Below are 12,721 nucleotides of genomic sequence, written 5' to 3'. Positions count from 1 at the left end.
AGCGGGCTCACACGACGGTGGAGGTACAACGATGAAGGGCGACTTCACCCGGCGGACGTTCCGTCCCGGCAACCACTACCGCGGCGTGCTGCTGCAGCAGGGCCGGGTCGCGCTCGACGCCGACTGGAACGAGCAGCTGGACATCCAGCTGCACCTGGACGAGACCACCGCCCGGGACACCGTAGGCGTCCACGGCGGCCCCAAGGACGCGGCCGGCTTCGCGATCACCACTCCCGGCGGCGGCACCCCGGCCGCCACTCCCGGCGCGGACCTGACGCTGTCCGCCGGGCGCTACTACGTCGACGGCGTGCTCTGCGAGATCGACGCCCCGGTGCCGCTCGCCGCCCAGCCCGAGCTGCCCGGTGCCCGGCTGCCCACCGGCGACGGTCGCTACGTCGCCTACCTGGACGTGTGGCGCGAACACCTCACCGCCCTGGAGCGCCCCGACCTGCGCGAGGTGGCCCTCGGCGGCCCCGACACCGGCACCCGGAGCCGTACCGTCTGGCAGGTGCGGCTGGAGCCGGCCCCGGGCCCCGAGGCGGTGCCCGCCGACGTCGCCGCGCCCTGGGCACCGCGGAGCAGCCTGCCGTCCGGGCGGCTGCGGGCCCGCGCCGAGCCCGACGCCACCGCCACCACCCCGTGCGTCATCCCGCCCTCGGCCGGCTACCGCCGCCTGGAGAACCAGCTGTACCGGGTCGAGATCCACAGAGGCGGCGAGGACGTCCCGTCGTTCGTGTGGTCGCGGGACAACGGCTCGGTGGCCGCCCTGGTGGTAGGCCTGACCACGGACGCGACCGCCGCCACCCTGGCGATCGACAGCCCCGCCCGCGACGAACGGCTCGGCTTCGCCAAGGGCGACTGGGTGGAGGTCTGCGACCTGGCCCGCACCCGGCGCCGCGAACACGGCTTCCTGGGCCGCCTGGACGCGGCCGACGGCACCACGCTGCGCGTGACGGAGTGGAGCGGCCCGGCCCCGGCCGACGGGGACCTCGCCGACCCGGTCGTCGTACGGCGCTGGGACTCGCCCGGCGCCGTACCCGTCGGCGGCGGATGGGTCGACCTGGAGGACGGCGTACAGATCGAGTTCGAGGACGGCGCGTCGCACCGCACCGGCGACTACTGGCTGATCCCGGCCAGGACCGCCGCCTGGGAGGACACCGACCTCGACCCGGATCTCGCGGGCACCGTGGAATGGCCCCGCGACCCCGACGGCACACCGGCGTTCCAGGCCCCGGACGGCATCGAGCACCACACCGCCGCCATCGCCCTGCTCGACCTCAACGACGGCGTCTGGACCAGGACATACGACTGCCGGGCGCTGTTCACCCCGCTCGCCGAGACACGGCCCGACGCGTCCTCACCGCCCTTCGCCCCCGGCCTGCACGTCGTCGACGTCCGGCTCACCGGCGTCGGCCGGGAGCTGCGCAACGACACCGGGATCAGCCCCGCGGACCTGCTGGGCGGCCTGGCCGTGGCGCTGGACGGCCCGCCCGTCCCGGTGGTGACCACCGGCCGTCCGGTGCTCACAGTCACCATGGACCTGCCGTTTCCGCTGTCGTCCGCCGACCGCGCCGACTGGCACCTGCCTCCCGGCGCGGTCCTCGGCACCCAGCCGGTGACGCTGGCCGGCCGCACCGCCGTCGCCGGACAGCAGCTGACCTGGGAGCCGGCCGACGCGCTCCACGACTGGCTGCAACAGCTGACGATCCGGCTGCTCGACGGCGCACTGGCCGACCGGCTCTACTGCCGCCTCACCGTCTGCGGCCGCGCCGTGGTCCACGCGGCCGACCCCGAACGGGTCCTCAACGGCCTCGCGCTCGGCCGGATCCGGCCCGAGGACGGCGGTACCGACCTGCTGCTGCCGACCGTGGACGACGTGCGCGGCGCCGACTTCACCAGCTGGTTCTGGGTGCAGCTTTCCCCCGACGGCGCGGTGTTCGACGCCTCGTCGTTCGACGAGCGAGTTTTCCAGTGATCTGCCGATGGCGGCGAGCCGATGAGGAGACACAGCGATGACGCTTGACCAGAACCTGGCCGACAAGGCCCCCGGCGACCCGGTGCGGTCCGCCGACTGGAACGACATCGCCGCAGCCGTACTGCGGCACGAGACCGGCAAGCTCGACCTCTCGGGCGGCACGGTGACCGGCCCGCTCACGGCGCAGGGCGGGCTCACCGCACCGGCGCTGAGCAGCCAGTCCCTCGGCGTGCAATTGCTGAAGCCGGACAACGGGCAGTGGGGTTTCGACTTCAACGCGTCCACGGCCACGATGATCAGCGGGCAGATCCAGTTCCAGACGCCGGCCACCCTGCTGCTCATCGGCCATGGCCACGCCAGCACCACGGACCCGAACCACCCCCTGATCCTGCACGTCATGGTCGACGGAGCCATCACCAACAAGGAAGGCACAGCGGAGTGGGGAGTCGGCTTTGTGGCCCTTCCGGGAGGAGCCACGACGTGGGTACCGGCGACCACGATCGGCTCCGCCCAGGTGACCGCAGGCAGTCACACCGTGCAGTTCGCGGCCACCGGCGGTGCCTTCGGAGCGACGGCGTCCCTGCACGGGCCCACACTGTGGGTGATCCGGCTGGGCGCCGGCTGAGCGGCGTCCGTGAACGCCGGGTGACCGCGCAGCGCGGCCAGCAGCGCCGGCGCCAGGGCCTCGACACGGCCCTCGGCGACGGCGCGCGCGGTCGCCTCGTCCACCTCGACGACCAGGGTGTCGATGGCGACGGTCACTTCGGTGGTCACGGTGTCGTCCCTCTGGTCCCGGTGGCGGCGGATCACTCCGGGAAGGCCAGGTTGAACTGCGTGCGGTGCTCCAGACGCCTGGCCTTGAAGATGGCCTCGCGGTATTTCAGCAAGCCCAGGTAATCGATCTCGTCCTCAAGCGATTCGTTGTCGAAGAGCGCTTTGCTCAGGTCGTTGCGGCTCATTTTCCCGGCGTTCTTCAGATATGTCCCCTCGCCATGCCCCGAGCGGCTTCCGGCGAAGGTCGTGGCGAAGGGCAGGGCATTCCTGTAGTCCTGGTAAGCCTGTACGGCCTTGACGACCACCGGAGCCAGGTCGTCCGCTGCCGGAAGATCCTCGATCGCTTCGCCCAGGGCCTCCAGCGCGTCCTTCATGAGCGTTGCGGTGGAAGCCCGCTCATCTTCGGGGAGGCGTTTCACGAGCTTCGCACTGGGCGTCGACCGGCACTCGTCGTACATGGCCTGGAGTTCTTCCGCGACGTCTTCCGGGGTCTTGTCCTGCAGACGGTTCTCAGTGGCGAGCCGCTCCACCTCCCAGGCGGTGATGTGACTGCCTTGGCTGCCGCTGTACGGTGACTGGGGCCTGCCGGAGATCGCCACTCTCAGGGTGCCGCCGGAGAAGTCGGCGGTCACCGTGAGGGGCTCCTTGCCGCGGACGACGTGGGTCGGCGCGAACCCGTAGACCCCCACCCACTCCAGGTGCGTCCTGATCTGCTTCTCCAAAGCCTTGTTGTGACGGCCGAGCCAGTCGGCACGTGCCTGCCAGGCCTTGGCCGTCTCACGGGGCCTGGAAGCCGCCTGCCCAGTGCCCCCGGTCTCGCGCTGCCACTGGGCCGCGGCTCTCTTGTCCTCGGCGGTGGCCTGGCTCAGCTCTTCGCCCAGATAGCTTTCCAGCGAGGCCACGACCGCCTCCGCGTTTTTCGTCGCTCCCGCGCCAGGCACGAGTAAGTTCGCCGCTTGCAGCGACAGGGGAGCCCATCGGGAGATTTCGTCCAGGAGGGTCGCGACCACCGCGCTGAAGGTCGTGGTGGCCACGTCGGATCCGTAGGTCACGTCCGAGTCGGTCAGCTCGCCCAACAGCGCGGCGGTGTCGACCAGCCGCCAGGTGGCGAATTTGATCTCTGCCTGGGTACGTTTCGGAAGTGCCCGGGCTACGCGGCCGGACTGCAACCGGGACTGCAACAGCGCCTCACGCTCCGTCAGCCGCTGTGCGTACGTTCCCTCCGCGGCGCCGGGGGCAGGTCCCTGGATCGAGGCGAAGGGGAGGGTGTTGCGCAGCACCAGGAAGTCCTTGATGGCTTCGTTCAGGCTCTGCTCGTCCTTCTTGTCCTTGGCCGAAGCGAGACTGTCCTCCAGGTTGTCGACGGCGACGCCGCTCACCGTGTAGTCAGTTCCCTGTTTTTTGCGCAACTGCTGGTCGATCGGCGGCGCGATGCCGGCCAGCGGCGACTTGGCCAGATGCCCGGCCATTTCCTCCAGCCGGACGAGCGCCTCGGAGACGTCCTTCGATCCGCTCAGATTGGCCTGCACCGCCCGGTCCACGGACGTCCAGGCCACCGTATGCGTGCCCTCGCCGGAACTGAACTGCTGCCGTGGCCGGCCACTCTGGGTCAGCACGCCGGTGTTCCAGTTCCAGGACACCTGCAGACTCCCCTGCGCCCATGCGCGGAGACTCTCTCTGTTGACGGGTTCCGGCTCCTCGTCCCGGGCCTTCTTGCCCCGCCCAGAGGCGTCGTCGTCCCGTCCGCGTTTTCCCGCGGCCGGTTTAAGAGCCACAAAGGCCATGCCGTCACGTGGCGCGGGCGGGTTCCCGGTGCGCCGAGCTTTGAGCACACGCCGCACCGCAACCATGGCCGACTCGGACTTGCTCGGGCTTTTGCTCAGATCCCAGGACATCAGCGCCCCCCTCCGCTCACCGCGCCGTCCATCCGGTCACCTCCGCACCGGTCAGCGGGCGTTCCAACTTGGCGTACTCGGTGCGGGCTGCGGCCAGCAGATGGTCCATGCCCACCGGGCGGCCCGCGTCGGCGGCGAGGAAGGCGGCGCCGAGGGCTATGTTGCGGATCGTGCCGCCGGAGACGGACAGCCGGGCCAGGGCCGCCGGGTCGAGGCCCTCGGCGGGCGTCTGCTCGGGGAAGACGCGCTGCCAGATCTCCTCGCGGGCTGATGCGTCCGGGAACGGGAAGGGGACCGTGAAGCGCAGCCTGCGCAGGAACGCCGGGTCGAGGGCGTCCTTGAGGTTGGTGGTCAGGACGGCCAGCCCCTGGTAGGCCTCGATGCGCTGGAGCAGATGGCCCACCTCGATGTTGGCGTGCCGGTCGTGGCTGTCCTGGACCTCGCTGCGCTTGCCGAAGAGCGCGTCGGCCTCGTCGAAGAGCAGGACGGCGCCGCCGGCTTCGGCGGCGTCGAAGACACGGCTGAGGTTCTTCTCCGTCTCGCCGATGTACTTGTCGACCACCTGGCTCAGGTCGATGCGGTACAGGTCGAGCCGTAACGCGCCCGCGATCACCTCGGCGGCCAGCGTCTTGCCGGTGCCGCTGGGCCCGGAGAACAGCGCGGCGGTGCCCAGGCCCCGGCCGCTGCGGGCGGCGAAGCCCCAGTCCTCCCAGACGGTGAGCCGGTGCCGTACGTGGGCGGCGATCTGCCGCAGTACCCGCAGCTGGACGTCCGGCAGCACCAGGTCCTCCCAGCGGGCGCGGGGCTCGATCCGCTCGGCCAGGCCGTTCAGGGCGGGCCGGGCCTGGCGGCGGCAGGCGTCCCACAACCGCGCCCCGGTGTCGTCCGGGTCGGCCGCCGCCGGAACCTGCCCGGCCACGGAGGCCACGTCGTCCGCGTCCAGGTCGAACTGACCGGCGGCCATGTCGATCCAGCGGTCCAGGCCCGCGGCGGCCGGGCCCAGCGCCTGCCGCCAGACGGTGCGCAGTTCGTCCGCCGAGGCGCGGCCGACCGCCACCCGGACGGGACGGCGCGGCCCCGGCCCGTCCAACGGCTCGTGTGCAGTGACCACCACGGGCGCCGCCAGCCGGCCCGCCAGGTCCAACGCCGTCCGGCCGCACTCGGGCACCGCATCGTCCACATCGATGATCCAGCCGATCCCGGCCAGGACCGACTCCCGTTCGCACAGCCGCGCCAGCCGGTCCCGCGCCACCGGGTCGGCCGGCAGATCCGCCGCCCGCAGACAGACCGACCGCAGCCCCGCCGACCGGTAGGCCGCAGCCGCGGCATGCCGCAGTCCGGCCCGCTGACGACCGTGCACCAGCACCGGCACCGCCCCCGGCGCCCCTTCGGCCGACCAGATCGCCGCCACGGACCGCGCGGCCTCCTGGAGTGCAGGGGACAGGGCCCCGGGCTCGGCGAGCGGCGCGGTGTGCGGTTCCAGCTCGGGGTCGAGGTACGAGAGACCGGCCAGCGCGTGCAGGATCCGTTCCTCGACGTACAGGGCGCTCGTCGTGGGGATGTCGGGATGGGCGAGCCGCAGCAGTGGTGTCCGGCGCAGCGGGCCCGCCGGGCTGAGGGCGTTCCACTGCGCCCCGGGCAGCTTGGTCAGGGCCAGGGCGAAGGTCGCATAGGTACGCGAACTGTCGCCCTGCGCCTGTGCGCAGACGTGCGCGAACGGCGTGTCGAGCGTGGGGCCCGCGGCCAGCAGCAGCACGTCCCGCTCGAACGGCGACAGGCCGAAGCCGTCCGCGATCCGGTCCAGCGCGGGCGGCTCGGTCATGGCACGCCGCACCCGGTTGCGGGCGCTCTGGGCCTTCCGCAGCGGCGCGGGATCATCGTCGTCGTCGAGCCGGCAGCGCAGGGCCTCCAGGGCCGCGACCAGATAGCGGTGGTTGGCCGACAGCCAGGCGTCCGTGGGCTCGGCGGGCTCGGTCATCGGCCGCTCAGCTTCCGCCGGTTGCGGCAGCGGCGGCCGACGGCTGCACCGTCACCACGCGCGTGACCACCGCGGGCGCCGGTGCGGCGGGGGACTCCGCAGCATCCAGCAGCACCACCGTCGCCTGGTAGGCGAGAGAGAGCCGGTAGGGGCTGTGGAAGAGCATCGACCACAGTTTGCTCATCTCCTCCACGTCCAGCGGCAGCAGGCTCGTGCGGACCACGTCCGGCTGCTGGTTTAGGTCCGTGTACTGCTGCCAGCCGGCCGGATCCGTCTGTGCCGCCTGCTGGACCACGTACCGCACCAGTTCGCGGCCGAGCACCGGATGCGCGGCGAGCGTGGTGACCGCGAGCCCGAGCAGCCGCTGCGGTTCCAGCGCGGAGTCGTCGCCCGAGAAGGTCAGGAGGTAGTGCAGGTCGACCGCCTGCCTGGGGTGGTCCACCAGGGTGCCGTCGGCACGGCGGGTCGGCAGCGCGGACGCCGCCCAGGACGCGTTGGGGACGACCCGGTAGAGGTAGACGTTGATGCCGTGCAAGGTGTCGTCCGCCGCTGCCGCGAGGGTCTGCGGGCGCAGGGTGGTCACGGTGGCGTTCTCCACACCGCCGGGTCCGGCCGCCGCCAGCGACTCGCTCAGCAGCCGGCTGATCACGGCGGTGACCATCGCGACGGCGAGGTGGTTGCTCATGCGCCACTTCCCTGGTCGCGGCCGGCGAGGTAGTCGGCGAGCGACAGCGGCCGGGCGCCGTCGGCCGGCTCCTGGCGCGGTCCGGGGCCGGCGGGCCGGGCGGTGCCGGAAGGGGCGGGCCGGGCCACGGTCCGCAGCTCGACCCGGCCGATGTTGACCGTGATGCGGGGCGCCGCGGTGGCCCGTTCCGGGTCCCCGGCACCGCCCGTCCCAGCCCGCGGCGCGGGGAGGGCCTGTCGCAGCGCGGCGCGGACGACGGCCGGGTCCGGCGGCGGGCCGGCCGGCTCTCCTGGGGGGCTCATGGATGTGGAGACCGGGTGCGTGCCCCCGGCGGCCGGGGGAGCGGCCGCGCCACCGTCCGTCCGGCCGGCGATCAGCGGGCCGTGTTCGCCGAGAGGCGCGCCGGACGCGGTTACGGGGCTGGTGACGACCGGTTCCGTACGAGGGGCTGTTTCGGCCGCGGCGGACCCGTGGGCGAAGCGGGGCCGCGGACGCCCGCTCACGGCGGCGGGCGGCTCCTCGGGGACGTCGCGGCCCGTGGTGGCCCGCACCGGAGACGACGGCCGGACCGGCTCCTTCGGGTCTGGCCGATGTCCTGTCTGCCGGGCGGTGGCTGGGGGCTCCTCGTCCGGGCGGCGTGGGGGCGGCGGCTGCGCGGAGGTCTGCTCCGGAGGCGACGGCCGGACAGATTCCTCCCGGTCTGGCCGGTGTCCTGTCTGCCGGGCGGTGGCTGGGGGCTCCTCGTCCGGGCGGCGTGGGGACGGCGGCTGCGCGGAGGTCTGCTCTGGAGGCGACGGCCGGACAGATTCCTCCCGGTCTGGCCGGTGTCCTGTCTGCCGGGCGGTGGCTGGGGGCTCCTCGTCCGGGCGGCGTGGGGACGCCGGCCGCGCGGTGGCCCGCTCCGGAGGCGACGGACGGACGGACTCCTTCGGGCTTGGCCGGTGTCCTGTCCGCGCGGCGGCCTGCTCCTTCTGCTGCGGCGTCATATCGCTTACGGGCGCGCCGGCGTCAGAGGCCTCACGGGTCGGGGCGATCGGCTCCGGCGGCTGTCCGGGGGCGGGAAACTCGGCTCGCCGTTCCTGCCGTGGGGCATGCTCGGGTGCCACGTCGGTGTCCGGCGGGCGTGCGTCCTGGCGCGCCAGGACGAGGCCGTCCACGGGTTCGGGCACGACGACCTCGAAACCGTCCTCGGCCACGGGTTCGAACCGCGATCTCGGCCGCGGCTCCAGCACGGGCACGAGCCCGAGGGTGCGCTCGACGAGGCCGGTCAGCAGCCCGCTCATCCGGCGGCCAGTTCCAGGTAGGCGGCGCGGCGCGCCGGGCTGAGGGCGAGCACGTCCGGCTCGGTCCAGCCGTAGGCGCGGGCCAGCACGTGCACCTCGTGCAGCAGCGTCAGGGCCCGGGTCTGCACCTGTGCCCACAGCAGGGCGGGGAGGTCCAGGGCCGCGACGGTCGACGCCGCGCACACCGGGCAGTCCACGGCAAGGGTCACCGCGGCGCCCGGCGAGGCCTCCTCCATCGCGGCCTCGATCAGCGCCGCGGCCTCCTCGTCGATGCCGTCCGCGCCGTCCGGCAGACAGCGCGCGAGCAGCAGCCACCGGCCGGCCCGCGGATCGTCGGTGCCGGCCAGCGCCCGCAGGTCACCGGTGTCGGGCAGCCGGAAGGCGATCCGGACGCCGGCGACCTCCACCTCCAGCGGCCGCGCCGGGTCGTACCGCGGCCCGCGGGGCAGCGCCGCCGGATGGACCGGCACGTCGAGCTGCTCTCCGCACCTCGCGCAGCGTACGCAGCCCCAGATGGCCGTGCCTGCCGTGAGCCGCTCCAGCGCCGTCGCCAACATCGCGTCCCGCACGCCCAGTTCGGTGCGTTCGGCGTCCTCGCGCCCCAGCCCGGCGACCGCGGACAGCAGGGTCACGGCCCGGTCCAACGGGTCCTCGCGCAGCCCGCGTTCCCAGGCCGCGAGGGTCCACGACGGGTCCGCCGTGTCCACTGCCTGCCGCGTCATGTGCGTCACCCGCCGGGCGGGGTGAAGCCGGGCTCGGTCGGCTCCGGTACGTCGAGGTCGCGTTCCCAGCCCTCGTTCTCCAGCTTGAGGTGCTGGATGGCGACCGCGTTGGCGTTCGCGTCGAGCTCGGGCAGCGCCTGGTACTCCGAGACCCAGCAGCGGAACACCTTGTAGGCGAGGGCGAGTTGGCCGGCCTCGTTGTAGACCTCGATCACGATGTCCTTGCGGAAGTCGCGCAGGGAGACCTCGGAGCCGAGCCCGGAGCCGTGCGTCCAGACCTTGTTCGCCCATGTCTCGAAGTCCGTGTCGTGGGTGACGCCCCGCTCCAGCGTGATGGCCTGGTACTCGGTCCTGCCCGGCGACTTGCGGCTGCTGCTGGGATCTCCGCCGTCCCGGTGGGTGACCACCTCGGTGGTGCGGTTGAGCGCTCCGACCTTGCTGACGCCCGCGACATAGCGGCCGTCCCAGCGCACCCGGAACTTGAAGTTCTTGTACGGATCGAAGCGCTGCGCGTTCACGCTGAACTGGGCCATGGTCTGCTCCTCGTGCCCGGTGCGGCCTACGCCTGGGCGATCTGCTGGATCTGCAGGATCACGAACTCCGCGGGGCGCAGCGGCGCGAAACCGACGACGATGTTGACGCGCCCGAGGTTCACGTCGTCCGCCGTGGTGGTCTCGCGGTCGCACTTGACGAAGTAGGCGTCGCGGGCGGTGGTGCCCTGGAAGGCCCCCTGCCGGAACAGGCCCTGCATGAACGCCCCGAGGTTGAGCCGGATCTGCGCCCACAGCGGCTCGTCGTTGGGCTCGAAGACCGCCCACTGCGTGCCCCGGTACAGGCTCTCCTCGATGTGGAGGGCCAGCCGCCGCACGGGCAGGTACTTGTACTCGTCGGCCAGCTGGTCCGCACCGCGCAGCGTCCGAGCGCCCCAGACCACCAGCCCGGCGCCGGGGAACGCCCGCAGGCAGTTGACGCCCAGCGGATTGAGCTCGCCGGTCTCCGCGTCGGTGAGGCCGACCGCGAGATCGGCCGCGCCGGCGAGGGCGGCGTCCAGTCCGGCGGGAGCCTTCCACACTCCGCGTGAGGCGTCGGTACGGGCGATGACCCCGGCGATCGCCCCGCACGCGGGGAATGTGCCGAGCCGTCCGCCCGCCGCCGGGTCGGCCTGGAGGATGCGGGGGTAGTACAGCGCCGCGTTGCGCGCGTCCGAGCCGGTGAGCTGGAGGCCGGACAGAGTCGTGGCGGCGGTCGCCACGGTCATCCCGCCCGGCGGGTCGACGATGAGCACCGCCCGGCGCCGAACGCAGTAGGCGAGCGCGGCCCGGTAGACGCCCGGCGGGGTGTCGCCCCCGGCGACCGGCGGCGGTACGCACAGCAGGTTGAACAGGTCGGCCTGGTCCAGGGCGTACAGTCCGCCGTGGGTGGCCTGCAGCGCGGGGGCGGTGTAGTCGTCCTCTGTCAGATCGCCGCCGTCCGTGCCGGCGTCGGCCTCGGCCACAGCCAGCGGCTGGTCGGCCGTCGTCTCCCGGGGGCGCTGCTCGGGCAGACCCGGTGTGTCGGACACGCGCACCAGCCGTGACTCGGCCTGCAGCACCTGGTCCAGCCGCCGGGCGCCGGCGGTGACGGTGACGTTGCGGATGGTCTCCTGCTGCCCGGTGGCGCCGTCCGTGACGACGAGGTTGAACAGTTCGTCGGCCGTCGTGCCGAGCCGCGTGGCCACCTCGGTCAGGTCCACTGTGCTGTCGTAGACGACCGCGGCGGTCAACTGGTCGGCCCACGAACCGGGTTCGGCGGCCACCAGCACCAGGTCCGTGCCGGTGTCGACGGCGGTGGTGTCGGCGGCGGTGTCCTTGCCGCCCGGCGTCGCCGCCGGGCGGGTGAGACGGGCAGGGGTCGCCTTGACGGTGCCGGGAGTCACCCGGACCACCAGAGCCTGACCGCCGCCGTTGGCGAAGAAGTCGCGCACCGCGGAACTCACCGTGCTGTCCGTCGACAGCCCGCCGAAGATCCGCTGGTAGTCGGCGAAGTTGTTGACGACCGTGGCCCGGTCCACCGGGCCGCGGCGGGTCCTGCCGAGGAACGCCGTGATGGAGGTCGCGACGCCGGTGATGGTCCGTACCCCGCCGGCGACCTCCTGGACGTAGACGCCGGGGTAGGGAGTGCTGGTGGTCACGGTGCTCCCTTCTCCGGGCCGCCGGCGCGATGGGCCGCGCGCGAAGGCCGGACGGTCAGGCGGCCGGTGGCTCGCCGGCGACGAGGCTATGGCCGCCGCCGTCACAGGACCGTCACATTCGTGGCACCGGCACCCTGAGCCTCGTTCGGCCTGTACTGAGGTGGCGCCCACCCATACATTTGTTGTGGATATCAACAAGTTCAGCGGGGGGAGCATGAGGGGGGAGCAAGTGGCATCTCGCGTCGTGCCCAAGCAGGCGATGACCAGGCCCGGGCACCTGAAGCTGTTCGACGGTTTCCGGCTGGAGATAGGGGATGATCGGATTCATCTGGCCGACAGCGCCCAGCGGTTGCTGGCCTATCTGACCATCCAGGGGCCCTCGCCGCGAACGGTCGTCGCGGGCACTCTGTGGGGGGAGGTGTCCGAGGAGCGTGCGCTCGGCAGTCTCCGGACGACCGTGTGGCGGGTCAACCAGGTGGTTCCGGGACTGGTCGCCGGCGAGCACCGCCAGCTGGCGCTGGCGAGCTTCATCAGCGCCGACGTGACCGAGTTCGCCCACCGGGTCACCGGCCGGTCGGCCGACTCCGGCGCCACGAGCCATGCCCTGCCGAACCTGCGGATCCGCGAGTTATTACCCGGATGGTGCGAGGACTGGGTGGTCTTCGAGCGGGACCGGCTGCGTCAACTCCACCTGCACGCGCTGGAGGCAGCCGCCGGTGTGCTGTGCACGGGCGGAGAGTACGCGGCTGCCCTGGACATGGCGTTCGCGGCCGTCCGCGGCGACCCGCTGCGGGAAAGCGCGCGGCGTGCCGTCATCCTGGTGCACTTGGCGGAGGGCAACCTCGTCGAGGCACACCGCGAGTATCAGCGCTTTCGCACCCTGCTGGTCGGCGAACTCGGCGTGGAGCCCTCCGGCCGCCTCACCGGTCTGGTGACGGGGCGGAACGGCGACCGCCCGTACGGTGCTCCGGCGCCGACTGCTCCTGTACCGCTGTTCGATCACCCTGGGGGAGGTGAGAGCGGCAGCGTCGTGCGGGGCCGGCCCGGTGAAGCAGGCCCGTTGCCCGCGGAACTCGGCAGAGGTCTGCCCACGGCGGGTCTCCGCCTGAACGGCATGCAGACACGCCCCTGACGGCGCGCCGGGGCAGCCTCCAGACGGCTGCCCCTTCCACCACCCGACCGGGAGCAAGACCGAAGTTGACGCGTCCCCAAGGCGATGTGACCGGCGTCGAGGTCTGC

At 72.7% G+C, this 12,721-nt stretch carries 11 protein-coding genes; 3 read left to right on the top strand and 8 right to left on the bottom strand.

Annotated elements, in window-relative coordinates:
• Positions 1-31 precede the first annotated feature (31 nt).
• Both EDD90_RS20460 and EDD90_RS20455 read left to right on the top strand, forming a co-directional pair.
• The gene (locus EDD90_RS20460) at positions 32-1,975 is read left to right on the top strand and encodes a DUF6519 domain-containing protein (RefSeq protein ID WP_123974413.1); all 1,944 of its coding nucleotides are present in this window, start codon (positions 32-34) and stop codon (positions 1,973-1,975) included.
• A gap of 37 nt (positions 1,976-2,012) precedes the next feature.
• Positions 2,013-2,600, top strand: coding sequence for a hypothetical protein (locus tag EDD90_RS20455; RefSeq protein ID WP_123974412.1), 588 nt, complete (start codon positions 2,013-2,015; stop codon positions 2,598-2,600).
• On the opposite strand, the gene EDD90_RS20450 is transcribed toward EDD90_RS20455, so the two are convergent.
• The 8 genes from EDD90_RS20450 to EDD90_RS20415 all read right to left on the bottom strand — a co-directional run bounded on the left by EDD90_RS20450 (position 2,504) and on the right by EDD90_RS20415 (position 11,482).
• Entirely contained in the window at positions 2,504-2,749 is a 246-nt protein-coding gene (locus EDD90_RS20450) for a hypothetical protein (protein ID WP_123974411.1), read from the bottom strand. The genes EDD90_RS20455 and EDD90_RS20450 overlap by 97 nt on opposite strands.
• A gap of 32 nt (positions 2,750-2,781) precedes the next feature.
• Complete coding sequence (locus EDD90_RS20445; protein WP_123974410.1) at positions 2,782-4,644, bottom strand: hypothetical protein; 1,863 nt, start codon at positions 4,642-4,644, stop codon at positions 2,782-2,784.
• 16 nt (positions 4,645-4,660) lie between these two features.
• On the bottom strand, positions 4,661-6,622 hold the full coding sequence (locus tag EDD90_RS20440) for an ATP-binding protein (RefSeq protein ID WP_123974409.1): 1,962 nt from the start codon (positions 6,620-6,622) through the stop codon (positions 4,661-4,663).
• Between the two features lie 7 nt (positions 6,623-6,629).
• A complete protein-coding gene (locus tag EDD90_RS20435; RefSeq protein ID WP_123974408.1) occupies positions 6,630-7,307 on the bottom strand; it encodes a DUF4255 domain-containing protein in 678 nt (225 codons plus the stop codon).
• Positions 7,304-7,810, bottom strand: coding sequence for a hypothetical protein (locus EDD90_RS20430; protein WP_123974407.1), 507 nt, complete (start codon positions 7,808-7,810; stop codon positions 7,304-7,306). The genes EDD90_RS20435 and EDD90_RS20430 overlap by 4 nt, the downstream gene beginning before the upstream one ends.
• Before the next feature lie 776 nt (positions 7,811-8,586).
• Positions 8,587-9,312 (bottom strand): hypothetical protein, encoded by a 726-nt coding sequence (locus tag EDD90_RS20425; protein ID WP_123974406.1) that lies wholly within the window; start codon positions 9,310-9,312, stop codon positions 8,587-8,589.
• Positions 9,313-9,317: 5 nt separating this feature from the next.
• On the bottom strand, positions 9,318-9,845 hold the full coding sequence (locus tag EDD90_RS20420; protein ID WP_123974405.1) for a phage tail protein: 528 nt from the start codon (positions 9,843-9,845) through the stop codon (positions 9,318-9,320).
• 26 nt (positions 9,846-9,871) lie between these two features.
• Positions 9,872-11,482, bottom strand: a complete 1,611-nt coding sequence (locus tag EDD90_RS20415; RefSeq protein ID WP_260327958.1) for a phage tail sheath subtilisin-like domain-containing protein — start codon at positions 11,480-11,482, stop codon at positions 9,872-9,874.
• A 229-nt stretch (positions 11,483-11,711) separates the two neighbouring features.
• On the opposite strand from EDD90_RS20415, the gene EDD90_RS20410 reads away from it, so the two are divergent.
• Positions 11,712-12,614: a BTAD domain-containing putative transcriptional regulator gene (locus tag EDD90_RS20410; RefSeq protein ID WP_185149168.1), complete on the top strand. Its 903-nt coding sequence runs from the start codon at positions 11,712-11,714 to the stop codon at positions 12,612-12,614.
• Positions 12,615-12,721 lie beyond the last annotated feature (107 nt).

Origin of the sequence: Streptomyces sp. Ag109_O5-1, assembly GCF_003814875.1 — a bacterium.
In the GTDB taxonomy this organism is placed as follows: domain Bacteria; phylum Actinomycetota; class Actinomycetes; order Streptomycetales; family Streptomycetaceae; genus Streptomyces; species Streptomyces sasae.
Note: the sequence above shows the minus strand (reverse complement) of the source record. Positions and strands in the feature narration are given on the sequence as shown.

Coding starts and splice junctions, on each gene's coding strand:
- EDD90_RS20445 (WP_123974410.1), bottom strand. CDS start 4,644: ATGTCCTGGGATCTGAGCAAAAGCCCGAGCAAGTCCGAGTCGGCCATG.
- EDD90_RS20425 (WP_123974406.1), bottom strand. CDS start 9,312: ATGACGCGGCAGGCAGTGGACACGGCGGACCCGTCGTGGACCCTCGCG.
- EDD90_RS20455 (WP_123974412.1), top strand. CDS start 2,013: ATGACGCTTGACCAGAACCTGGCCGACAAGGCCCCCGGCGACCCGGTG.
- EDD90_RS20420 (WP_123974405.1), bottom strand. CDS start 9,845: ATGGCCCAGTTCAGCGTGAACGCGCAGCGCTTCGATCCGTACAAGAAC.
- EDD90_RS20460 (WP_123974413.1), top strand. CDS start 32: ATGAAGGGCGACTTCACCCGGCGGACGTTCCGTCCCGGCAACCACTAC.
- EDD90_RS20440 (WP_123974409.1), bottom strand. CDS start 6,622: ATGACCGAGCCCGCCGAGCCCACGGACGCCTGGCTGTCGGCCAACCAC.
- EDD90_RS20435 (WP_123974408.1), bottom strand. CDS start 7,307: ATGAGCAACCACCTCGCCGTCGCGATGGTCACCGCCGTGATCAGCCGG.